Origin of the sequence: Singulisphaera sp. GP187 (genome assembly GCF_900129635.1) — a bacterium.
GTDB lineage: Bacteria > Planctomycetota > Planctomycetia > Isosphaerales > Isosphaeraceae > Singulisphaera.
The window spans coordinates 839,892-862,269 of the sequence record NZ_FSRB01000001.1; the positions used below are offsets into that span (position 1 = coordinate 839,892).

General features: G+C 62.8%; 16 protein-coding genes. 10 read left to right on the plus strand and 6 right to left on the minus strand.

What is annotated here, in order from left to right:
* Positions 1–57 precede the first annotated feature (57 nt).
* The 4 genes from BUS42_RS03375 to BUS42_RS03390 all read left to right on the plus strand — a co-directional run bounded on the left by BUS42_RS03375 (position 58) and on the right by BUS42_RS03390 (position 5,669).
* Positions 58–1,854 carry a DUF11 domain-containing protein gene (locus tag BUS42_RS03375; protein ID WP_074305261.1) on the plus strand — a complete coding sequence of 599 codons (1,797 nt, stop codon included), beginning with the start codon at positions 58–60 and terminating at the stop codon, positions 1,852–1,854.
* A 725-nt stretch (positions 1,855–2,579) separates the two neighbouring features.
* Positions 2,580–3,080, plus strand: coding sequence for an RDD family protein (locus BUS42_RS03380; protein WP_074305263.1), 501 nt, complete (start codon positions 2,580–2,582; stop codon positions 3,078–3,080).
* Positions 3,081–3,256: 176 nt separating this feature from the next.
* Positions 3,257–4,756, plus strand: coding sequence for a DUF1501 domain-containing protein (locus BUS42_RS03385; protein WP_074305265.1), 1,500 nt, complete (start codon positions 3,257–3,259; stop codon positions 4,754–4,756).
* A gap of 58 nt (positions 4,757–4,814) precedes the next feature.
* The gene (locus BUS42_RS03390; RefSeq protein WP_074310632.1) at positions 4,815–5,669 is read left to right on the plus strand and encodes an amidohydrolase family protein; all 855 of its coding nucleotides are present in this window, start codon (positions 4,815–4,817) and stop codon (positions 5,667–5,669) included.
* Between the two features lie 185 nt (positions 5,670–5,854).
* Here the strand turns inward: BUS42_RS03390 and BUS42_RS03395 are convergent, their stop codons facing one another.
* The 3 genes from BUS42_RS03395 to ispD all read right to left on the minus strand — a co-directional run bounded on the left by BUS42_RS03395 (position 5,855) and on the right by ispD (position 8,849).
* Positions 5,855–7,222 (minus strand): transposase, encoded by a 1,368-nt coding sequence (locus BUS42_RS03395; RefSeq protein ID WP_074304734.1) that lies wholly within the window; start codon positions 7,220–7,222, stop codon positions 5,855–5,857.
* 254 nt (positions 7,223–7,476) lie between these two features.
* Complete coding sequence (locus BUS42_RS03400) at positions 7,477–7,908, minus strand: VOC family protein (protein ID WP_074305267.1); 432 nt, start codon at positions 7,906–7,908, stop codon at positions 7,477–7,479.
* A gap of 194 nt (positions 7,909–8,102) precedes the next feature.
* Positions 8,103–8,849 (minus strand): 2-C-methyl-D-erythritol 4-phosphate cytidylyltransferase, encoded by a 747-nt coding sequence (gene ispD / locus BUS42_RS03405; protein WP_074310634.1) that lies wholly within the window; start codon positions 8,847–8,849, stop codon positions 8,103–8,105.
* A 266-nt stretch (positions 8,850–9,115) separates the two neighbouring features.
* Here ispD and BUS42_RS03410 point away from each other — a divergent pair, with 266 nt between their 5' ends.
* The 4 genes from BUS42_RS03410 to BUS42_RS03425 all read left to right on the plus strand — a co-directional run bounded on the left by BUS42_RS03410 (position 9,116) and on the right by BUS42_RS03425 (position 13,455).
* Positions 9,116–9,952, plus strand: a complete 837-nt coding sequence (locus BUS42_RS03410) for a restriction endonuclease (protein ID WP_074305269.1) — start codon at positions 9,116–9,118, stop codon at positions 9,950–9,952.
* A 269-nt stretch (positions 9,953–10,221) separates the two neighbouring features.
* Positions 10,222–10,461, plus strand: coding sequence for a hypothetical protein (locus tag BUS42_RS03415; protein ID WP_074305271.1), 240 nt, complete (start codon positions 10,222–10,224; stop codon positions 10,459–10,461).
* 89 nt (positions 10,462–10,550) lie between these two features.
* Positions 10,551–11,225 (plus strand): flavoprotein, encoded by a 675-nt coding sequence (locus BUS42_RS03420; RefSeq protein WP_074305273.1) that lies wholly within the window; start codon positions 10,551–10,553, stop codon positions 11,223–11,225.
* A 622-nt stretch (positions 11,226–11,847) separates the two neighbouring features.
* Entirely contained in the window at positions 11,848–13,455 is a 1,608-nt protein-coding gene (locus BUS42_RS03425) for a hypothetical protein (RefSeq protein ID WP_143206228.1), read from the plus strand.
* A gap of 222 nt (positions 13,456–13,677) precedes the next feature.
* Here the strand turns inward: BUS42_RS03425 and BUS42_RS03430 are convergent, their stop codons facing one another.
* Positions 13,678–14,148, minus strand: coding sequence for a glucosaminidase domain-containing protein (locus tag BUS42_RS03430; RefSeq protein ID WP_074305277.1), 471 nt, complete (start codon positions 14,146–14,148; stop codon positions 13,678–13,680).
* 543 nt (positions 14,149–14,691) lie between these two features.
* Here BUS42_RS03430 and BUS42_RS03435 point away from each other — a divergent pair.
* Positions 14,692–15,225 (plus strand): hypothetical protein, encoded by a 534-nt coding sequence (locus BUS42_RS03435; protein ID WP_254053279.1) that lies wholly within the window; start codon positions 14,692–14,694, stop codon positions 15,223–15,225.
* A 10-nt stretch (positions 15,226–15,235) separates the two neighbouring features.
* Complete coding sequence (locus BUS42_RS03440) at positions 15,236–15,544, plus strand: hypothetical protein (protein ID WP_074305281.1); 309 nt, start codon at positions 15,236–15,238, stop codon at positions 15,542–15,544.
* 671 nt (positions 15,545–16,215) lie between these two features.
* Here BUS42_RS03440 and BUS42_RS03445 read toward each other — a convergent pair.
* Together BUS42_RS03445 and gltB are read right to left on the minus strand one after the other, a co-directional pair.
* A complete protein-coding gene (locus BUS42_RS03445) occupies positions 16,216–17,688 on the minus strand; it encodes a glutamate synthase subunit beta (RefSeq protein ID WP_074305283.1) in 1,473 nt (490 codons plus the stop codon).
* The gene (gltB, locus tag BUS42_RS03450; RefSeq protein WP_074305285.1) at positions 17,681–22,252 is read right to left on the minus strand and encodes a glutamate synthase large subunit; all 4,572 of its coding nucleotides are present in this window, start codon (positions 22,250–22,252) and stop codon (positions 17,681–17,683) included. Before gltB ends, BUS42_RS03445 begins: the two co-directional genes overlap by 8 nt.
* Positions 22,253–22,378: the final 126 nt, after the last annotated feature.

The window sequence follows — 22,378 nt, forward strand, 5'->3', positions numbered from 1 at the left end:
CCTTCGCGACTCGGGAGATCGCGATCCCCTGGTCCAACGAATCAAGGAAATGAAGAGATGAGCCTTCAGGGAACAATCCGCCGCACCGGCAGCCGGACGGCGCGCCTTGCATGGCCGCTCGGGGTTGCGGTCGCCATCGCCATTGCCCTCGGCCCGATCCGGGGCCAGGCCCAGTCGTTTGCGCCGACACCTCCGTCTTCGCCCGCGGCCCCGGCCCCGGCTCCGACTCCGGCCCCCACTTCGTTGTCGTCCGAGGCTTCCCCCTCCGAGCCCGGTACGGTCGTGCTGGAACCTGGGGTGGGTGTGCCCGTCCTCCCTCCCAACATCCAGGTGGTTCGCTTTCGGGTGCCCGAGGGAGCGCATGTCGAAGTGCTCGGCCCCGCTCCCGAACCGATTAACTTCACCGCGGCCACGGGTCCGGTAGAGGGCGTCGTCGGGTTGAAGGTCGGAGTCGGTTACCGGCTTCGGCTCTGGGATTTACCCGGCCGGCCCGACGCGGAACTGTTTCCCGTCATTGAGGTCGTGGGCCACCTCCATCGACCGGCCGGGATGGATCCGGTCAAGTTTCCCATCCAGGTCCACTTCAGTGAAGATGACTTTCTCGATGCCGTCGACCACGGCCGGCTCGTGACCCAGGTCGTCTACCTCGAAGACCCCGAGCAGGCGTTGCCGATCAGCTTGCCCAAGGGCGAGATCCCGATCGTAACGCTCACCCCGTCGGAGGATCCGCTCCGCGTGGGCGCGGCCCTGGGGCGCGTCATGGCGATCATGCGAATCGGTGGCCGTAAGCCGTCCCTTGATGAGCTGAACGGTGAGCGAATCTACGGCCCCGGAATGGTCCCGTCGGGACCCGACCACTGTCCGTTCTCGGGTTCGGATGGCGGGGCGTGCAAGCTCCCTTGCGGCCCGGTGCGGGGAACGCCACCACCTCCCGGCCGCCCTTGGATCCCCCGCGACGAATACCTCTGCGACGGCGGTGACCACGCCGAGCCGGCCCACTTCGGCGGCGACGGTGGTTTGCTCGGCATCGACCCGCGCGACGCGGTCATCCAGTTCTCGGACGCCAAACGCCCACGGATCTTGCCGACCAACATGGTCTGTGTTTATGCGCCTCGGTTTGCCGAGGTTCGCCTCAGCGTCGGGCCCAACGAGGCCTTGGCCGTCGAAGGACCCCGTCGCGCCGAGATCGTCGAGGCCCAGGCGGCCCTCATGGTCAAGCAGGATGCGAAGCGGCTCGTCAAGAACGAGGCGGCCGAGGCCAGCCGGCATCGGGCTCGTGCCTCGGGCATGGCCAGCCGCGTCTTCGCCGGAGCGCACTCCGAGATTCGCGTGCTCAACGGATTTAGCATCATGACCCATATCGCGGGCGCACGCCTGGTTCAAGGCCCCGAGCAGTCGAGCAACCGCCAGAAGACAATCAGTCTCCGCGAGGATATTAAAGCACTTGGAATCAAGACGGCCGAGAGCGCCGTGGTGACCGGGATCGTGGAAGGGGCGGGCCAGACGGTCATGACCTGGACTCCGCGCGAGACGGTGGGGGTCGAAGAACCTCCCAAGAAACCGGGACTGGCCGTGATCAAACGGGTCAGCGCGGGTGAGGCCGAACAGGGAGACACCCTCACCTTCGTCATTCAGTTCCGCAACATGGGCAATACGCCGATCCGCTCGGTCTCGGTGATCGACAGCCTTTTGCCGCGGTTCGGATACGTCACCGGCAGTTCCGAGGGGCCGAAGGGCACCGTCTTTACCGCGGGTGAAAACAAGGTTGGATCGACCGAACTTCGCTGGGATCTCCCCGGCTCGATCGCTCCGGGGGTCGAAGGGTTCGTGACGTTCAAGGCGGTCGTGCGCTAGCGTCTCGTCAATCCTCGATGGACGGGGGGGGCGTTGTGCAGTCCTCCTCCACACTTGCCATACGGTCAGGCTTTGTTCCCCCCCCAACGGGGCAGGCCAAGTCAGCCCGGGGCAACGCCAGGAAAGAGGTTCTCGAGTCAGAACAGTCCGAGCCCAGAGAGGCGGCCCGTGGGGATTAGGCCGTACTCTCAGGGCTTGATCTGAAGCGACGACGCACAGCGAGTGCTACGTCCATCGCGCACAGTATTTATTCAACGACCCGCCAGAGAGCGAGGAATCACCCTCGTTCCCACGGTCACCCGCTATGCATTACCCACAAGTGGGGGTCTGGCCCGGTGTCCAGCAAGGGTGATCGGCGCAAGTGCTTGAGAGTCCTCCAGTTGTGGCATCCAGCTCGGGCCACAGCCCCCTTCCGTAACCTCCGGATTGCTAACGACTTACGACTTGTGGGTAAGGCATAGCGGTCCCCCGTGGGAACGAGTCGCGCGAGGCTTCCTAGCCCTGGATCGGGTCGTTGTATTTATTGTGAGACGCTCTTGGTGCTGCTGCGGGGTGGAGCGGTCGCACTCGACTCATTTACTTTCAACTGATTCGTCTGATTCCGCCTGTTTTTTTTCTCTGTAGCATACATGTGAGGTATCATGCTGTTGTGCTTTGATCGCTGGGTTATTGCGGCCGCGTGGCCATAGTAAACCACGTGGACATTGAAAACGGAGAGTCAGGCCATGAGTTTTGTCGATGACGTGGAATCCAACCCCTATGCGGCACCGAAGGGGGCGCCGGGGGCGTTGGGGAATATTGCGCTCGCTAACGTGGAATACGCGGGATTTTGGGTTCGTTTTGTGGCGGTGGTAATTGACGGGATCGTCTTGTTCGTTCTCAACCTGATTGTCAGCTTCGCGATAATCTTCGCCGGGGTGGCGATGAAGATGGATCCCGTAATCGCGTGGCTGATCTCTTGCTTTTTCTCGGCCATTATCCAGATCGGCTATTTCCCGCTCATGCATAGCGCCGAGAGGCAAGCCACTTACGGAAAGCTGGCGATGGGTATCAAGGTGACTGACCTCCGAGGTCGCCGGATCACTTTCGGACGGGCATTGGGACGCGAGTTCGCCAAGTTCCTTTCGGCCATCATCTTCTTGATCGGCTACATCATGGCGGCGTTCACCGAACGGAAACAGACGCTCCACGACATGATTGCCGGCACCTTGGTCATCAAGGCGTGATGACCTGTGTCGCTCGAGACGGTGCGAAAATCCAGGCAGCCGTGTCCCAAGGTTGTTTAACCCGCCTTGAACTGGCATAATGTCGTCGCAACGTCTTAAAATGGATGTTTGCCAGGCTGCCAAACTTGCGCAGTCTGGTTCCCTCCCCTGCCAGTGGTCCCTGTTCCGAGGTGGCCATGCTTCGCATTCTCGGTGGTCCGAAGCGCTTCTGCAATGGAATGACGCGTCGTGACCTTCTCCAGGTCAGTTCGCTCGGACTGATGGGCCTTGGGTTCGCGGGACGAGGTGCCGTCCGCTCGGCTGCGGCCGCGCCGTTGGCCACGGCCGGTCAATTCGGCCAGGCGAAGGCATGCATCTTCCTCTTTCTCTATGGGTCGCCCAGCCAGCTCGAGACGTTCGACCCCAAGCCCGACGCCCCCGAGGAAATTCGAGGTGAGCTGAAGTCGATCGCCTCGAGCGTTCCGGGACTTGACGTCTGTGAGCTTTTGCCTCGGATGGCGAAAGTCATGGATAAGGTCACCGTGATCCGGTCGGTCTCGCACCCGTACCCGCTCCACGGCGTCGCCTACGCAACGACCGGGATTCCGCGGATCGATGCTCCGATGGAGCTGAATCCGCGCGGCGAGGGGCACTATCCGTACATCGGGTCCGTCATCGATTACGTCGAACGCGCAAAGGCGGGGACGACCCAGCCTGACGTGCCGAATAACCTCGTGCTCCCCTGGGCGTTCAGCAGCCAGCGGGTGGGTGAAGTCGCGCGGGCTGGTCCCTACGGCGGCTTCCTCGGCCAGTCCTACGACCCCGTTTCGGCCGAATTTGTCGGTAAGGCCACCAAGAAGGCCTCGAAGACGCTTGCCGACAAGACCTGGAACGACTTCGAGCCGTACCGAGGGGTCACCCCCGAGAGCCGGTTCCAACTCGGTTCGGTCTCGAGTCTCGGCCCCGACCTGACGTTCGACCGGCTCGACCGCCGTCGCAACCTCCTCGAGCAGTTCGAGCAGACCCGCCGGGCCCTCGACTCAGGCACCGAAGGGTCGGGCATCGATCATTATCGCGCGATGGCGTACAACCTGCTCAGCTCCGATCGGCTTCGAAATGCGTTTGACCTCGACCAGGAGACCGCCGCGACGCGCGAGCTCTACGGCATGACCCTGTTCGGTCAGGCGGCCCTGACCTCGCGACGCCTGGTCGAGGCGGGGGGCCGGTTCATCACCGCCTTCTGGGACGAGTACGGCCTGGCGGGAACCGGCTGGGATACCCACTGGGACCACTTCCCCCGAATGAAAGATGAGCTCCTGCCGGGACTCGACCAGACGCTCTCCGGGCTCTTGCTCGACCTCGACGGCCGTGGCATGCTCGACGAGACGCTCGTCGTCTGTCTGAGCGAGCATGGCCGGACGCCGATTCTGAGCCAGGGCAGGGGGGGAGGCCGCGACCACTGGTCGCGGTGCTACTCCGTCTTGATGGCGGGCGGCGGCGTGGCGCGGGGACGCGTCGTCGGCCGTTCCGACAAGATCGCCAGTGACCCGGTCGAGCGTAAGGTCTCTCCCAAGGACATCCTCGCCACGATTTACCACCTGATGGGAGTCGACCCCGGGACCATGCTCGTCGATAAGCAAGGGCGTCCGATGGCCCTCATGCCCGACAGCGAGGTTGTGACCGACGTGCTCGCCTGAGCGAGCCTGAGTGGCCTTTGTCCTGGCTTGGCTTCGCGAATTCCTGGAGAGCTCGGGGATGGCTTTGGAACCGTACATCGACGCACATTCACACATCTGGACGCCTGACGTCGCGCACTATCCGCTGGCCAAGGGGTTCACGGTCGCCGACATGCAACCGCGGTCGTTCACGGCCGAGGAGTTGCTCGCTCAGTGCCGGCCGGCCGGAGTGGGGCGGGTCAACCTGATCCAGATGAGCTATTATGAGTTTGACAACTCGTACATGCTCGACATGATCAAGCTCTATCCCGACCGGTTCGTCGGTACGGGAATCGTCGATCCGCTCGCGCCCCAACCCGACGAGGCGATGCGGGCGTTGCGACCCAAGGGGGTTCGCGCCTTCCGAATCGCCCCGAACTACAGCAAGTTGCCCCCCGCACGCTGGCTCGAGCCCGCCGGCTATGCCGCCATGTTCGCCGCCGCCGCTGAGACCAAGCAGGCCCTGAGCTGCCTGATCGACCCCAACGGCTTCCCCGAAGTCGATCGGATGTGCACAAAATTCCCCGAGACCACGGTGATCATCGATCACCTTGGCAGGATCGGGGTCGACGGCACGATCAAGGCCGAGCAGGTCGACGCCCTCTGTGCCCTGGCCAAGCATCCCAAGGTGCTGGTCAAAGTGGGGGCGTTCTATGCCCTCGGGAAGAAAGCGGCCCCGTACCTCGACCTGGCCCCGCTGATCCGGTCGGTCGTTCACGCGTTTGGCGCCAAGCGCTGCATGTGGGAGACGGACTGTCCGTTCCAAGTCGATCGGGACAAGTACAGCGACAGCGTCGACCTGATTCGCACCCGGCTCGATTTCCTGACCCCCGAAGACCGCGACTGGATGCTTACCCGCACGGCCGAACAAACTCTGTTTCAGCCTCTCAGCTAGAGCGGTTTTCCGTTGCAATGCGCCAGCCGGGAACCGCTTTAGCAGGTGGACTTGGTCTACCTTGATATTGAATCATGTGCAAGCCAAGGGTCCCACGGGTTGGACTCAACCCGTGAGCCAAAAACCTGGGCGATCGCTCACGGGTTGAGTCCAGCCCGTGGCACCCAACGTCGATTACTGATGCCTCATCCTACTGCACTCATGTGCTTGTTTAGCAAGGCTTTCTGTTCCTGAGTCAGGGTGTGGAGCACAGGCGGTTTCGGCGGCTTATGCGGTTTGCGACGAGGCCACTTGCGTGTGGCTTTCGGGCTCTTCTGCTTCCGGCACCCGGCGCGGCAGCCCGCGAGTCGCTTGTGGTAACACTTGGCCTTGGGTTTCACGGCCGCGTCGATCTCCTTGCGGATCTCGATCAGAACTTTGCGGGGGCTGATCACTGGGCCATCGGTCGCCGACGCCGACGCCGGCCGAAGCGCCAGGTCGGCATGCGCCAGGAGGATCTGCGTGGCCAGCAGTGACAACTCGGCCTCGCGATGCACCAAGGCCACCGTGCGGCTAGCGAGTTTCAATTTATTGATTATACGCTTGTATGTGCGAAATAGTCCTTCATTACGCCATCTCCAGCGGTAGAATTTGGCGGCCGTCGCCGCCGACATCCGGGCTGGGTCGAGGACGTCGGTCAGGAGCCAGACGTCGCGTTTGACCGACCCCTTACCCTTGCCCTTGGCCGGGATCCGGATCAAGCGGCATTGGATCGGCGCTTCCCCTTTCTTCTGGACATAGTTCGGCCAGTACAAGACAGGGCCTTCGGTCCAATCCTCCAGGTTCGCCACTTCGAGGGTGTAGAGGTCGACCCGCGACGACATCCGGAACAGGAACGATCGCTTGACACCGAGGATCGCCCGGACCAGATCGAAGCCCATATAAGCGGCGTCGCAGACGATCAGGGCCTCGGGCGAGAGGGTGGCGAGCAAGTGCCTCAAATGCTCTTGCTCGGCCGCGGTGCCCGGGCCGAGTCGCCACGACCAAAGCAGTCCCGTGGGCAAGTGGACGAACGCCGTCAGCCAGACGTTGGGGGCCGCGTCGTTCTTGCCGGCCTGCCCGAGTCCCCGTTCCAACTCGGGGGTGCGGGGGCACTCGATCCGCGAGCCGTCGCAGCCCATCGGCTCGAAGCCGTCGACAATCCGCCGCGACCCCAGTCGGGCGTGGATCTGTTGCCGAACCCCCGCGGCCAACGCCCTGAGTTGTCGCATGGGGACGCGTCGCATCGCTTTCTGGAAGCCGACGAGGGTCTTTCCCGGGCGTCTTCGCGACTCATGGCAGGCGACGTAGTATCCCCGGGCCTTCTCAAACCTCTCGGACTCGGAGTCGCCGGTGGCCCAGGTCATGGCGAGCATGACCACGACCAGTGGCTGGAGATCCCACCGCGGCGCCGACCGCCTTTGAGGAACAACCCCTCGGGCTTGCTTCCAGACCGTCGGGGTGAGAAACTGTCGGACATAGCCGATCAACGACTGCGGTTGCTGCAAGCCTTGCAGCGTCCGAGCTGCCTTCATCGCCGTTCTTCCTCAATCCAGGTGAGTGCCGGTTGCTAGCCGCACCCATCATGACGAAGAACGGCGATTTTTTGCCCCCCCTTCTCTCGAACGAACCGCAGCCACGGAGCGGCAGTAATTCTCTGGTCCGGTGAGAGTTACATCCGTTGTTGACGACGCCGAGTTACTGACGTTGCGTGGCACCCGCAGTCGTTGCGTCCCTCCGATCGCCCATGTCTCACGCCGTAAGCGGCCGCCGGGATCGGCACGCGCCGTCAGCGCTCCGGGCCGGGGACCATCACCATCCACCCGAGGCCGAAGCGGTCGGTCAGCATCCCGTAGCACGGCGACCAGAAGGTCTTCGAGAGCGGCATCTGGACGCTGCCCTCATTGGCCAGGGCGTCGAATGCTTTGTGGGCCTCGGCCTCGGTCGGGACGGAGAGCGCCAGGCGGAGCCCGTCGAAGTTCGATGAGTTGTCGTCGCATCCGTCGGACGCCATGAGCGGGATGCCGAGCACGCGAAACGAAGCATGCATCACTTTCTTCTCGAAGCCCGCCTGGAGCATTCCGGGCGGCGGCGGTTCCGGGCTCTCGTCGAACCGCATGAGCAACTCGACCTCCGCGCCGAGCGCCTTGCGATAGAACTCGAGGGCCTCCTCGCAGCGGCCGCCGAAGAAGAGGTACGGGGTAATGGCGGTTCCGGACATGCTCTCACCTTTTTTTGGGTTTGGTCGTTTTCAGGGCGGACTGAGGAGTTGCGCTCGTGCTGCGGTCTCGCTCCTCATGGGGTCGATCGGCGGGTCTGGAAATCGACAGCCGATCACGAAGCCGGCGTCGATTTTTCTTCGAAGCCCCCGATGCATCGAAGAGCAGTCGGACCTCGACCGCCCACCAGCCCGAGTTACCACATCGCCCGCTCGTCGGTGAATGGGTGAACGGGGCCGTCGCGTTTCGGCTTGGGAAGCGCCTGGAGGACGGCCGAGGCGAGGCGGAGGTCGGCCTGGGACGTGATCTTGAGGTTCAAGGACGTGCTCTCGACCACCGCGCACGATTGGCCGAGGGCTTCGACGAGCTGAGTGTCGTCGGTCACGTCGGCCCCGAGCTGCGCCCGATTCGCGTAGGCCTGGAGAAGGAGCTCGCGGCGGAAGACTTGCGGTGTTTGCGCCAGGTAGAGATCGCGCCTCGGGACGGTCTCGGTGGTGTGCCGGTCGGCTCCGACTCGCTTGATCGTATCGGCGACCGGGACGGCCAAGAGTGCGGCGCCATGTTCCCGGGCCGCCGCAAAGACCGCGTCGATCTGGTCGGCGGTCACGCACGGGCGAGCCGCGTCGTGAATCGCCACGAACTCGCAATCGGGTTCGAGGATCTCCAACGCCTTGGCAATCGAGTCGGACCGCTCCGCGCCTCCCTCAATGACTCGGATGTTCAAGAAGGCGACGCTGGCCCGGAACCGCAACTCGAAGAGCTCGCGATCTTCGGGGGCGATCACGACAATGGTCTGCCCGACGTCGTCACGATTGACGAACGGCTCGGCCGCGCGGAGCCAGACCGCGCGGCCGTCGAGCTCGGCGAACACCTTCTTCTGCTTCGCGTTGCCGAACCGCGTCGAACGCCCCGCGGCCGGGAGAATCACGGCGAACTTACCCATCGATCGGCCCCTTTGATTTCGGTGGTCGGGTGTGATTCCGACCCGAGACCCTGAATGTTGGCCCCGGAACGCCGTGTTGTCAACGACGAGAACCAAGGCGGAGAGATCGCCGAGCCACCGGCGAATTTGTTTGCCCACCCGGCCGGGTCAGGAGATGCTGAAGGAACGAGCGGCGGGAAGTGGAGTCCAGTCGATCCGGCTCGACCGGGACGGACCGGTCTCCCAGGACCGCCGATTCGTTCATCCAATCAAGGAGAGGAAGGGCGATGGAGTGTCTCGGGCCGCAATGTGCTTCGATGCTGCTGGACTGGATCAAGGAGCGGAGCCAGTCGTCGACGGCTTCCCAGGGGCCGGAGTCGCCGTCGTCGTCCTCGTCCGGGAACCGCCAGGGCTTGCTCTGGACGAGCCTCCCGTATCAGGACGAGGCGCCGACGATCCGCTCGGCCGATGAACTCGCCGGGGCGTTCGAGCATTTGCACTATGCCGTGTTCCGGAGGTATCAGAACCAGTTGACCCGGGCCGAACGGGCGCGACTCGACAATACGATCCGGAACGTCCTGTTCAAGATCGAACGCTACGTTGACCGCCTCGAAGGCAATGAACGCAAGGAAGTTGAGCATGCGTTGCACGAGGTTCGGGACGAAGTGCGCGAGGCGCGCGAGCGCGCCGAGCGGCTCCGGCTCCAGGCCAAGCGGGCCGACCTGAAACTGGCGCAGCTCGGAACGTTGACCCCCGAAGGCTTTGAAGAATTCGTGGCCGAGGTCTTTGAAGCGCTCGGTTACGAGGTCGAGGTGGTCGGGGGAACCGGTGACCAAGGGGCCGACCTCCGCGTGAAACGCGAGGGACTGCTCGGGGTCGTCCAATGCAAATACCAGAGCCGCGGTGTCGTGGGCTCGCCCGAACTTCAAAAGTTTCTGGGAACGATCCACCACACGCGCAGCCACAAAGGATTCTTTGTCACGACACGCACGTTCTCACTGGCGGCCGAAAAGTTCGTCGCCGACCACCCGATCGAACTGATTGACGGCCCCCGACTGGTCGAACTGGTTCAGGATGCCATTGGTCCCGGTTCCTCTCGAGAACCCGAACCGGTATGGTTTTAATCCCAATGGGTCGCCATACGAGCGATATCTAAACCATGTCCGCCAGTGGAATCAAGAATATGGCGCGAAACTTGCACTGAGGTCGTTGTGTCGTTGTGTGAGAGAGAGGAGTATGCCGTTACGTATGCTCCTTGGTCGGACTCGGGCCCAAGATGAACGTAGAAGTAACGAAGAAATAAACTTGACTGGGGATAGGACCACGGTTTAGCTTGAGTTCGCCCGGGAGGAGTCCGCGCAACAGTGGTGATCCCCAGCCATGGAGGGATTCAATGGCCATATGCAACTCGAAGACTCCGCTTCGCTCCCTGGAACTGCCCAACGAGTTCGAAGACTTGTCGGGCCTGCTCCAGACTGATTTGAAGGTCATCGTCTCGGCGCTCGTCGACCGGGCAGGAGAACGCCTGCTCTTGACCCGTCGCGAGACCCAGCAACTCCGACGCACCCTCTGGAACAATTTGACTCAGGCCGTCAATGATGCGGTCGAACCGCTCTCGGCGGACCGCCGCTGACGGCTCGTTGCCTTTCTTTTTATGAAGTGATGCCCTTTCTGGTGATCGCCTAGCTCGCTCATGTCGAGCGAGCTGGACTTGTGAATCCCATGAACCCCCTTCCCACATCGCGAATCGTCTTGGGCGTGACCGGCTCGGTGGCCGCCGTGCGGACCCCCGCGCTGTACGCGTCGCTCCGCGCCTCAGGGCATGCCGTGCGCGTGGTATCGACCGAACCTGCGCTCCACTTTTTCGATCCCGCGGAGCTCGTGCGCGACGCGTCGGATCCGCTGGGAGGTCCGCTCTTTCGGGATGCCGACGAGTGGACCGGCGCCGGCCGACGCTACCAACGCGATGACCCGGTCCTTCACATTGCGTTCCGTCAGTGGGCCGACCTCTTGATCGTGGCCCCGCTCGATGCCAACAGTCTGGCGAAATTCGCGCTCGGGCTATCGGATAACTTTTTGACTTGCCTGTTCCGGGCCTGGGATTTCACCAAGCCCGTGATCCTGGCACCCGCGATGAATACGTTGATGTGGCAGAGCCCGGTGACGTTGCGCCACCTGCGCCAACTCCTCGAAGACCGTGGCGACGGCCCGGTCGAGGCCGGCTGGGATCTCAACCAGGCGGCCGAAGTCTTTGCGAGGCAGGCGCCTCGACTCGTGCTCGTCCCCCCGCAGGCCAAGCGGCTCGCCTGTGGCGACGTCGGGCTCGGCGCCATGGCGGAAGTCGCCACCATTGCCGAGGCGGTACGGCAATGGAGTTTGCTCACAAATCAATCGTGAGCAGATCATTGTCGCCTCGGTCTTGTCAGCCACCCGATTTTTGGTTTTGTTCGCAAAATTGGATTTGCGCAACATGTGGCGTGGCGATGGTCCTCGCTTGAACCGAGCCGCGCAACGGAGCGTAGCGGAGTCAGCGAATCGGTCTCGTTCGGCCTCACGGAACGTCAATCGGTGATCGCTTACTCGGCTGCGCTGTGTGCGCGGCTCGGATTAAGAAGCAGCGGCCCAGCGAACGGGACCACTTCTTCCTCGCTTGAACGTGGCGAGGCGTCCGCCGTCCGGGCGAAACGCCACACACTCGCAGATGCCGGTGTGTCCGCGGAGGCCGATTACCTCCCGGCGTTTGCAGTAGCTCGCCCCCCGCCTCGATGGTGATCACCGGGAGGCCGGCCCAACTTCCGTCCTCGCTCCGCACCCGGGCCGGAGCGATCGGAGTGGCCGGCATAGGTGGAATATTATCATGAGAATGAGTTTAATCCGCGGCTCCGAGGGGGCATCGCCACCCTCGGTCGTGGCGGCGATCCCCTGGCGACCGCTGGACGAGAATCTTGCCGGCCAGTGTCAATTGGATGTACGCGTTGGCCCCTCGCGACTCTAACAGACGGCTGGCTGGAGGATGAGGATGCAACTGAGGCAAATCGGTTTCCTGGTCGTGGCTTTCACTACGGCATATATCGCTGCTGGAGCTGTGTCCAACCTATTGCCTGCTGAATCGCGTGCGCTCGTCTTGCTGTGCCTGATTACGATGTTCTCGATGATCGGTTCGGCGTTCTCCAGGTCGCAGCCACGCAAGATGATTACGGCGGTGGTTGCAGCAACGGTGCTGGCAATGTTCGCGATCAACTGCTGGCGCCGGTGGTTCGATCCGATGGCGGCCGTCGGGCCGGTCCCGCGCTCTCTGGAAGCGGTTGCGTTGGTCGTGCTCAGTGTCATCAACATCGCGGCGGCCGCCCTTGTCGCAGCGGTTTTTTCAGCGGGGTGCCGGGTGTTTCGGTTCCGGTGGGTTGTGTTCGGTGTGACGGGAACGGTGCTGGTCGCCTTCTGTATGTGGGTGGCCAGGCGGGTTGAGGGAGTGAATTCACGCCAGGCGTTGCTGCGGCGTGTCGTCATGCTGGAACAATCCTCGGGTCGAATCGGCTGGGGCGAGCGCCAGGAATTGAGCACAACATTGGCGGTCCTTGGCCGTCAGCGAGAGGCGCGCGAGATTCCGCTTCTCCCCGAGGCCGTCGGACAGAAACCGTCGGACACGCCCGACACACCCGATCTGGTCCAGCCATTTGTGGTGACTCCGTGGCGAGACGCCATGACAAGGATCGCGGCGGAACACCGGCTGGTCCTGATCATGGAGGCTCATACCGTCACCGAAGATCGCGCGTGGATCGAACAGACTCTTGGGTTGTTTCGTGCGGCTGGGTTCACCCACTATTTCGCCGAGGCGATCGCCGAATCTGGCTCGACGCTGAAATCCCGCGGATATCCCACGTCGAGAACAGGGTTCTACACGCTCGATCCACGGTTCGGGAATCTGGTGCGGACGGCCTTGCGCCTTGGCTTCGAAGTCGGCGGCTATGACCTTGCGGACGGCGATTTCGGCAGGCGTGAAGAGTACCAGGCGGCCACGCTGGCTCAACAATTCGCCGCGCGACCGGACATCCGGATGGTGGTGCATGCCGGGCACGGCCACGTCTTCAAGCACGAAGTTTATAACGTCGGGCGATATATGGCTGCGAGACTCTGGAAGATGACAGGCGACGAACCGTTCACGATATGGCAATTGTCCAACGAGTTGCCGAATGATGTCTATCGTCATCTTGTCCGCCGGATCGGTCCGATCACTGAGCCCGTGATGCTGGTCCCGCCACCTCGGAACGTGACGGAAACGCTTTTCCCAGAGTCGTCAGTGCAACCTGCTGTCGATGCCATCGTGATTCATCCGCCTCGACTCGGGCAGGAGCCAATGGATCGGCACGGAGCATTCACCGATCAGATGACGAGAGTGCCTGGTGTATGGCTCGGCAACCAATGGCCCGTCGTGATCGCCGCCATTCCGGATGAGGAGCCCGACAATGCGATTGCGCTTGACCAAATCATGCTGCGCCGAGGCGAGACAGGTTTCGAACTGTGGCTCCCGCACGTCGACTGCACCATTCGTGTCTGGAGTCTCGATGGGCCGCTCAGCGTCAATGCGAACATCAAGACCACGCCAGTTCGCGTGAATCGATCCCATTGACGTCGTCCCAACAACAGACCCTCGTCCTGTTGGTCAAAGCGATGGCCGCTTATGTCAGGGGCCGTGACTAAGAGATCACGAGGCCCATGGAGGACGTCGGCTCCGGCGCGAAGCCGTGGCCGGGCCAAGTGGTCTGGACAATGGCGACCACTTCAACCTCCGCCGTGCTCGGCAGCTTGACAAACGCGATACCGTCTCAAGGAACTGCCGTCCGATTACGGTTTACCACCACTGGAATAGGGTGCATTTGTGCCGTGGGGCGAGTTCCGTGGCGGATCTGTCAGCATCAGAGGCGACGATCTCGACGTCGTACTCCTTGAGGTTGAAGCTCTTGATGATCGACTTGACAGTCTTTGCGTAGTTCTGTTTCGGCGCATAGGCTTCCCCGATTTCGTCGGCGAACTTGTCAGGATCGTCCTTAAAAGCCCAGGCGCTCTTGTAGACCGGGTTGTCCCGCAGGTTCTTGCCATACGCCATCGCCGCATCTTCCAGCGTCTTGAATTTCACAAATCCCTTGCTCGGGTCACCGCCAATGGCATGGCCGAACGCGGATTTGTTGGATAGGTTCCATCCCGATTCCAGGGCGCCCTGGGCGATGCAGAGCGAGACCGGTACGCCGTATTCGGCCCGGACCTTCCGGGCGATCGGGAGGATTCCCTCAATGAATGTTTCAACGTGCTTGGGCCGGGCCATAAGAACACTCCAACTTTGAACTCGAGGTCGGGGCAGACCGGGGGGGGCAGATCAAGCCGGAATCGTTGCAGCAGACCGGGGCTGCATCCCTTGGATTACGCATGCGCGGGGCGCCCGTGACGCGACCTCCTTGGGGGCGTCCGGCCCGTCGCAGGTGGATGCGATCGCGGCGTACCCTCTTTGGGGGCCTGACCGTCCTCTAGTCCGGCAGTCTGTTAACCGTCGGCCCTTCCCCGATAACGCCCCATGCCCCTTTCGCTCGCCTCCCTGCTCTAAACCACCCGTACGACACATGTTACGCACGCAACCGGCCCGGGCATTCTCGAAGCCCTCCTCTCGTTACGTCAGCATCGCACACATGAAATTCGTGGCCCCCGCCCGAATTTTCCTTGACGCCTGTAGATGCATTTACTCTGCTTGCAATCGTCAATTCACTAAGCATTCCCGATATAAAAGGCGTATGTCATGAACAGGCGATCCCGTGCCTTCCGCCCGAGCCTCACCACCGAATGCTTGGAGCCCCGTAGATTATTGGACGGCTCGATGCCGGCGGACTCTCCGACGGATGAGCAGTATGACGAAATCAAAGATGAGATCGATCAGTTCGGCAATTCGAGCGAGGCGTCCGTCGAACTCATCATCGCGGCGATGGACAGGTTCGACAAGGACGAAGAAATCGCGGTGATTAATGGTTTGCGCAACCAGTTCAACCAGGAAATTGATGGGAAGATCGCGGGCCGCCAGGCCTCCGTTGATCGGGCGACGGCTTTGAAGGCCAAGGTGGATCCTATTAACGCGGCAGTCGACGCCGCGTTCGTGGCCAATCCCGGCGATCCCACACTCCAAGCGGAAGCGAACAAGTGGGGGGAACTTGCGATCCAAGCATCGAATAACCTCACTTTAGCCAAGAAGGCGTTGCAGGACCTGAAGGATATCAAGACGGAGGTCAACCGTCTTGTGGATCAGGTAATCGCCAATATCAAGGGAACCGTGATCACGCTGGTTGACCCGGACGACCCCACAAATATTCAAACGTTCACTGAGTACACCAGCGAGGCTTATTATACAATTGTATGAGGAGGAAGTCATGCAATTCCGATTCAGGCTCCGCACGGCATTGCTCGCGGTGGCCTTGGTCGCAATCGCGGGGGCGGCAGTCCGATGGGGCGTAGCGATGAAGCATCGATCGCGGGCGTACCAGAGGGATGCGCTCTATCACGACCTCTCGCGACAGATCGCGACGTTCAAGCTCGACGACGATCTCTTCCCCAAGAGAAAACAGGAGGCGGCCCGCAAGTCGGCGGCATGGCACGCGAAGCGGCGTGACGTCTACTTGGAGGCAACCTCTCGTCCTTGGCGTCATGTACCCCCGGTTGCCGAGCCGAAGTTCGACTGACTCACCGCCCGGCACAACCAGCTTGACGCCTCGCGGGCCGTTGCCGCGAGGCGTTGCCGCTCTCGCGGCGAAATCCTTCGATCGCGTTCCGATCTGCCCCCCCCTCCCCGGAAACAGATCCTAAAACGCTCCCCATCCCAACCCATCCATCCCGGTGGACTTCACAACGCGCACGATCCCGGATGTGCCATGGGATTCCTGATGATCTACGTGGGCATTGTCCCACTCGCCTGCATCAACGTGGGCCTCCAGCGTTGCCAAGGCCGTGGGTCAGGTTGGTGGACCGCACTGACCGTTGCGTGGATTGCTGAGGGTGCCTGGGGGTGGTCGGCGGCTTCTTCTTCGAGTACCGGGCTTTGCCACAGCTCAGGGGCATTGACACTCCCATCCCCTCCGTCTTCTTCCACTGGGAGGGACTGCCTGGAGAAGAGGGCTGGGTGGATTTGGTTACTCCAGCCCCGTTGCTGTTTGCTGGGTTGAATGTCGCGATTCTCGGTTTGCTGGCGGCGTGGGCCTCGGTGCCAAGACAACTCGCGGCACCTGGGGCATGCCCCTCGCCATTGGAATCCCGAAAAAAAAAGGGCGGCCAGGGACAACAAGGTGCCCGGGCCGCCCAACGGGAAAGCCTCTGACTCTTGGGGGGAGACCGGATCAACGGTCTCCCACTCGGCTCACACGAACGGTCGCGCGGAGTTGCCATGCTCGAGGGGCTGGGGCAGGAGCGACTCTCCCATCAGGTACTCATCAATCGAGTGGGCGGCTTGCCGCCCTTCGGCGATCGCCCAGACGATCAGGCTCTGGCCGCGGGTCATGTCGCCCGCGGTGAAGACCTTATCGACGCTGGTGCGCTTGTCGGGGCCGGCCTTGACGTTGCCCATCCGGTCGAGCTCGACGCCCAACTGCTCGAGGAGACCCGTGCGTTGGGGGCCGACGAACCCCATGGCCAGCAAGACCAGGTCCGCGGGGTATTGCTTCTCGCTCCCCGGGATCTCGACGAACTGCGGCCGGCCGTTCTCGACTTTCATTTCGACGCGAACGGTTTCCAAAGCGGTCACGCGGCCATTCTCGCCGAGGAACCGCTTGGTGTTGATCGCGTATTCGCGACTGCCCCCTTCCTCGTGTGCGGAGGAGACCCGGAAGACGTTCGACCACTGCGGCCAAGGGTTGGTCGGCGTGCGGGTATCGGGCGGCCGGGGCACGATCTCGAACTGATGAACACTCTTGCAGCCATGGCGGTGGACGGTCCCCAAACAGTCGGCGCCGGTGTCGCCGCCGCCGATGATGATGACGTCCTTACCTTTGGCGGAAATGAAGTTCGCGTCGTCGATGACGTCGCCCGCGACCCGCTTGTTCTGGAGCGGGAGGAACGTCATGGCGAAGTGGATGCCATCGAGTGCGCGCCCTTCGATCGGGAGGTCGCGTCCGATGGTCGACCCACCGCACAGGCAGATCGCGTCGAACTCGGCGAGCAGTTGCTCGGCCGTGATCTCGACACCGACGTTGACGCCGGCCCGGAAGATCACCCCCTCGGCTTCCATCTGGGCGACCCGGCGATCGACGTGCTGCTTCTCCATCTTGAAGTCGGGGATGCCGTAGCGGAGCAGGCCGCCGATCCGGTCGTCGCGCTCGAAGACCGTGACCGTATGCCCGGCGCGGGCGAGTTGCTGCGCCGTGGCCAGTCCGGCAGGGCCGGAACCGACGACGGCCACGGTTTTGCCGGTCCGAACCTTGGGGGGCAGGGGAACGACCCAGCCCTCGGCCCAGGCCTTCTCGATGATGTTCGCCTCGACCTGCTTGATGGTCACGGGATCGCTATTGATCCCGAGAACGCAGGAGGCTTCGCAAGGCGCCGGGCAGAGCTTGCCGGTGAACTCGGGGAAGTTGTTGGTCGCGTGCAGACGCTCGAGCGCCAGGCGCCACTGATCGCGGTAGACCAGGTCGTTCCAGTCCGGGATCAGGTTGCCGAGCGGGCAGCCCTGGTGACAGAACGGGATCCCGCAATCCATGCACCGGGCCCCTTGGGCCCGGAGCTTGTCTTCGGCGAATGGGTTGTAGACCTCGAGGTAGTCATTGACCCGATCCGGGATCGGCCGCCGGGTCGGTAACTCGCGAGGGATCTCCATGAAACCGGTCGGCTTACCCACCTTTCACCTCCAATTGCAGCGCGTCCAGTCGCTTGGCTTCGGCCAGTTTCTTCTGTTCTTCGAGAACCCGGCGATAGTCGACGGGCATGACTTTCACGAACTTCTCGACGGCCCAGTCCCAGTCGCCAAGCAGCCGAGCGGCCACCTTGCTGCCGGTGTACCCCGCGTGCGAGAACAGCAAATCACGGATGATCTCGATATCCTCGGGCTCACGGAGCGGCTCGAGGTCGACCATTTCGAGGTTGCAACGCTGGGGGAAATCCCCCGACTCATCGAAGACGAACGCCGAACCTCCGCTCATGCCGGCGGCAAAGTTCCGCCCGGTCGGGCCGATGACGACGGCGATCCCCCCGGTCATGTATTCGCAGGCATGGTCGCCGGTCCCTTCCACCACGGCTCGGGCTCCGCTATTGCGGACGCAGAACCGTTCCCCTGCGCGACCGCGGAAGAAGGCCAGGCCGGTGGTCGCTCCATAGAGGGCGACGTTGCCGATCAGGACGTTGTCCTCGGGCACGAAGCTGGCGTTCTTGGGGGGATAAAGGATCAGCTTGCCGCCCGAGAGTCCCTTGCCGACGTAGTCGTTGGCGTCACCCTCGATGGACATCGTCATTCCGCGAGGAACGAACGCGCCAAAGCTCTGGCCGGCGGAGCCGCTGAACTTGATCTTGATCGTATCGTCGGGCAATCCGGCCGCGCCATACTTGCGGGTCAGCTCACTGCCGAGGATCGTCCCCACGGTCCGATTGACGTTGCGGATCGGCAGGTTGATCTCGACCGGCGTGCCGGACTCCAGGGCCGAGGCGGCCAGGACCAGCAGTTCCTGGTCGAGTGCCTTGTCGAGCCCGTGGTCCTGCGCGTGGATCTGGCGAACCGCGACGTCAGGGCCAATCGGCGCCCGGTAGAAGATGTTGCTGAAGTCGAGCCCGCGGGTCTTGTAGTGGTCGAGGGCCGGCTTCATGTCGAGCAAGTCGCTCCGCCCGATCATTTCGTCGACCGTGCGGAAACCGAGTTGGGCCATCAGCTCGCGGACTTCTTGGGCGATGAATCTGAAGAAGTTGACCACATGCTCAGCTTTGCCGGCGAACTTCTCGCGGAGCTTCGGGTTCTGGGTCGCGATCCCGACCGGGCAGGTGTCGAGGTGACAGACCCGCATCATGATGCAGCCCATCACGACCAGCGGCGCGGTTGCGAATCCATACTCCTCGGCCCCCAGCAGCGCGGCGATCACGATGTCGCGGCCGGTTTTCATCTGGCCGTCGGCCTGCACCACGATCCGGTCGCGGAGCCGGTTGAGCACGAGCGTCTGCTGGGTCTCGGCCAGCCCGAGTTCCCAGGGGATGCCGGCGTGCTTGAGCGAGGTGAGCGGGCTGGCCCCGGTTCCCCCGTCGAAGCCGCTGATCAGGACCACGTCGCTGTGCGCCTTGGCCACGCCCGCGGCGACCGTGCCGACGCCGACCTCGGCCACGAGCTTGACGCTGATCCGCGCTCTCGGGTTCGCATTCTTGAGGTCGTGGATCAGTTGCGCCAGGTCTTCGATCGAGTAGATGTCGTGGTGCGGGGGCGGGCTGATCAGGCCGACGCCGGGCGTCGAGTACCGGACCTTGGCGATCCAAGGGTAGACCTTGTGACCGGGGAGCTGTCCCCCTTCGCCGGGCTTCGCCCCTTGCGCCATCTTGATCTGAATCTCATCGGCGTTGACGAGGTACTCGCTCGTCACCCCGAAGCGGCCTGAGGCGACCTGCTTGATGGCGCTTCGCTTGCTGTCGCCGTTGGGCAGGGGGGTGAACCGGGCGGAGTCTTCGCCTCCTTCGCCGGTGTTGCTCTTGCCGCCGAGCCGATTCATGGCGATGGCCAAGGTCTCATGGGCCTCGCCGCTGATCGAGCCGTATGACATCGCTCCGCTGGCGAACCGCTTGAGGATCGCCTCGATCGGTTCGACTTCCTCGATCGGAACCGGGGTGCGGTCGTCGAACTTGAAGCGGAAGAGCCCGCGGAGCGTGCAGAGCCGCTCGTTCTGGTCGTCAATCAGCGACGTATACTTCTTGAAGATGTCGAATCGACCCGCCTGAGTGGCATGCTGGAGCCGGTACACGGTTTCGGGATTGAACAGGTGGAATTCCCCATCCCGGCGCCACTGGTACTGGCCCCCTTCTTCGAGGATCGTCGGCCCGACTTCGCGAGCATTGTAAGCGACCCGGTGGTGCGTCAGCGTCTCGTGGGCGATCTCCTCGAGTCCGACGCCGCCGATCCGCGACGCAGTCTTCTCGAAGTAGCGGTCGATGAACTCTTTGTTGAGCCCAATCGCCTCGAAGATCTGGGCGCCTCGATAGCTCTGGATGGTGCTGATGCCCATCTTGGACATCACCTTCACCACCCCCTTCTTGATCGCCTTGCGATAGCGATAGACCGCCTCGGCATGATTGATCTCGGGTCGGATCAGACCCTGATTGATCATGTCGTCAAGCGTTTCGAAGGCCACGTAGGGGTTGATCGAACCCGCTCCGTAGCCGAGCAGGAGCGCGAAGTGATGCACTTCGCGAGCGTCTCCGCACTCCATCACCACGCCGGCGCGGGACCGCAAGCCCCGGCGGACCAGGTGATGGTGCAGCCCCGCACAGGCCAGGAGCGAAGGGATCGGCGCGTTGTCGGCATCCACGCCCCGGTCGGTGAGGATCAGCAGGTTCGACCCCGCTTCGATCGCCGCGACCGCCTTCTCGAACATCTGGTCGAGCGACCGCTCCAGCCCGGCCGCCCCCTCGGCGGCGGGGAAGAGGATCGGCAGGACGGCCGACTTGAACCCGCGCCAACCTTCCAATTGCTTCAACTTCGCCATGTCGTCGTTGTCGAGGACCGGCAAGTCGAGGGCGATCTGACGGCAGCTCTCCGGGGTCGGTTGGAGCAGGTTCTCCTCGCCCCCTGCACCGGTCAAGACCGAGGTGACCAGCTCTTCGCGAATCGCGTCGAGCGGCGGGTTGGTCACCTGAGCGAACAACTGCTTGAAGTAGTTGAACAGCGGCTGGGAGCGGTCGGAAAGGACAGCCAACGGGGTGTCCGTCCCCATCGAGCCGAGCGATTCCTCGCCGTTGTTGCTCATCGGGCCGAGGATGAACTTCAGGTCCTCGAGCGTGTACCCGAACGCCAGTTGGCGGTGGAGCAAGGTTTCGTGGTCAGGACCGGGCACGTGAGGCGCGGGGGGCACCTCGGCGAGCGGGACCATGAACTCGCGGAGCCACTTGCCGTACGGCTTGGCCGTGGCGATCGAGTGCTTGAGCTCTTCGTCGTCGACGATCCGGCCTTCTTCGAGGTTGACCAGGAACATCTTGCCGGGCTCGAGCCGTCCCTTGAGGACGACGTCCTCGGGGGCGATGTCCAGGGCACCGACCTCGGAGGCCATGATCACCAGGCCGTCCTTCGTGACGACGTAGCGACTCGGCCGCAAGCCGTTCCGGTCCAGGACTGCGCCGATGTTCTTGCCGTCGGTGAAGCCGATCGACGCGGGTCCGTCCCACGCTTCCATCAAGCAAGTGTGATAGGCATAAAAATCCTTCTTGACCTGGGACATGGTCTCATGATTTTCCCAGGCTTCGGGGATCAGCATCATCATCGCGTGGGGCAGGCTGAAGCCCGACTTGACGAGCAGCTCGACCGCATTATCAAGGCATGCGGTATCGCTCAGGCCTTCACGAATGATCGGCAAGAGCTTCTTGACGTCGCCCGGCTCATAGAGATCCGACTCGAAGAGGGCTTCGCGGGCCCGCATCCAGTTGATGTTGCCTCGTAGCGTGTTGATCTCACCGTTGTGGGAGATCATCCGGTAGGGGTGCGCTAGCTCCCAGCTCGGGAACGTGTTGGTGCTGAACCGGGAATGGAAGAGACAGAGCGAGCTGCTGAGCAGCGGATCGTCGAGGTCGTCGGCGAAATAAGGTCCGACCTGGTTGGGGGTGAGCATCCCCTTATAGACCACGGTGCGGCACGATAGGCTCGAGAAGTAGAAGAACTTATGATCATCGAGGCCCGAGCGCTCGACCCGGGTCTCGAAGACTTTGCGGATGACGAACAGCTTGCGTTCGAACCGATCGGCGTCGGTCATGGTCGGCCCACGACCGATCAAGGCATGATACATGGTCGGTTCAACGGACCGGGCGCCGTCGCCGAGCAGCGAATTGTCGGTCTTGATCTTGCGCCAGCCGAGGAATTGCTGGCCTTCTTCGACGACGATCTGCTCGAACAGGCCCATGCCGAAGGCTTGTTGCTCGGGATCGGGCGAGGTGAAGAACGCGCCGACGCCGTACTCTTCGGCGGCCGGCAGTTCGATGCCAGCTTCCCGGCAGCGTGCGACGAGGAACTCGTGCGGGATCTGGATCAGGATCCCCGCGCCGTCGCCCGTGTTGTCCTCGCATCCACAAGCGCCGCGATGGTTCAGGTTGATCAGCGCCGTCAGGCCGTCGTGGACCAGCCTATGCGTTTTCCGCCCCTTGAGGTCGACCACGAAGCCGACGCCGCAGCTATCATGCTCGTACTGCGGGTCATAGAGGCCTTGTTGCTTGGGAGACCCTGAACTCATGATGACTCACCCCTCACGGCGCTATCCGTGACCTGGAACGATCGGGATCAACGGCACTGCAAACTCGTCGCACAAACCAAGCCGATCCAGCGGACACCACCCCACCGCTGCGGGTGCGGGCGCTGT

Excerpts from the sequence above, each read along its gene's own strand:
- BUS42_RS03380 (WP_074305263.1), top strand. The coding sequence starts at position 2,580 with ATGAGTTTTGTCGATGACGTGGAATCCAACCCCTATGCGGCACCGAAG.
- BUS42_RS03425 (WP_143206228.1), top strand. The coding sequence starts at position 11,848 with ATGCAACTGAGGCAAATCGGTTTCCTGGTCGTGGCTTTCACTACGGCA.
- BUS42_RS03400 (WP_074305267.1), bottom strand. The coding sequence starts at position 7,908 with ATGTCCGGAACCGCCATTACCCCGTACCTCTTCTTCGGCGGCCGCTGC.
- gltB (WP_074305285.1), bottom strand. The coding sequence starts at position 22,252 with ATGAGTTCAGGGTCTCCCAAGCAACAAGGCCTCTATGACCCGCAGTAC.
- BUS42_RS03410 (WP_074305269.1), top strand. The coding sequence starts at position 9,116 with ATGGAGTGTCTCGGGCCGCAATGTGCTTCGATGCTGCTGGACTGGATC.
- BUS42_RS03435 (WP_254053279.1), top strand. The coding sequence starts at position 14,692 with ATGCCGGCGGACTCTCCGACGGATGAGCAGTATGACGAAATCAAAGAT.
- BUS42_RS03375 (WP_074305261.1), top strand. The coding sequence starts at position 58 with ATGAGCCTTCAGGGAACAATCCGCCGCACCGGCAGCCGGACGGCGCGC.
- BUS42_RS03395 (WP_074304734.1), bottom strand. The coding sequence starts at position 7,222 with ATGAAGGCAGCTCGGACGCTGCAAGGCTTGCAGCAACCGCAGTCGTTG.
- ispD (WP_074310634.1), bottom strand. The coding sequence starts at position 8,849 with ATGGGTAAGTTCGCCGTGATTCTCCCGGCCGCGGGGCGTTCGACGCGG.
- BUS42_RS03385 (WP_074305265.1), top strand. The coding sequence starts at position 3,257 with ATGCTTCGCATTCTCGGTGGTCCGAAGCGCTTCTGCAATGGAATGACG.
- BUS42_RS03430 (WP_074305277.1), bottom strand. The coding sequence starts at position 14,148 with ATGGCCCGGCCCAAGCACGTTGAAACATTCATTGAGGGAATCCTCCCG.
- BUS42_RS03415 (WP_074305271.1), top strand. The coding sequence starts at position 10,222 with ATGGCCATATGCAACTCGAAGACTCCGCTTCGCTCCCTGGAACTGCCC.
- BUS42_RS03390 (WP_074310632.1), top strand. The coding sequence starts at position 4,815 with ATGGCTTTGGAACCGTACATCGACGCACATTCACACATCTGGACGCCT.
- BUS42_RS03440 (WP_074305281.1), top strand. The coding sequence starts at position 15,236 with ATGCAATTCCGATTCAGGCTCCGCACGGCATTGCTCGCGGTGGCCTTG.
- BUS42_RS03420 (WP_074305273.1), top strand. The coding sequence starts at position 10,551 with ATGAACCCCCTTCCCACATCGCGAATCGTCTTGGGCGTGACCGGCTCG.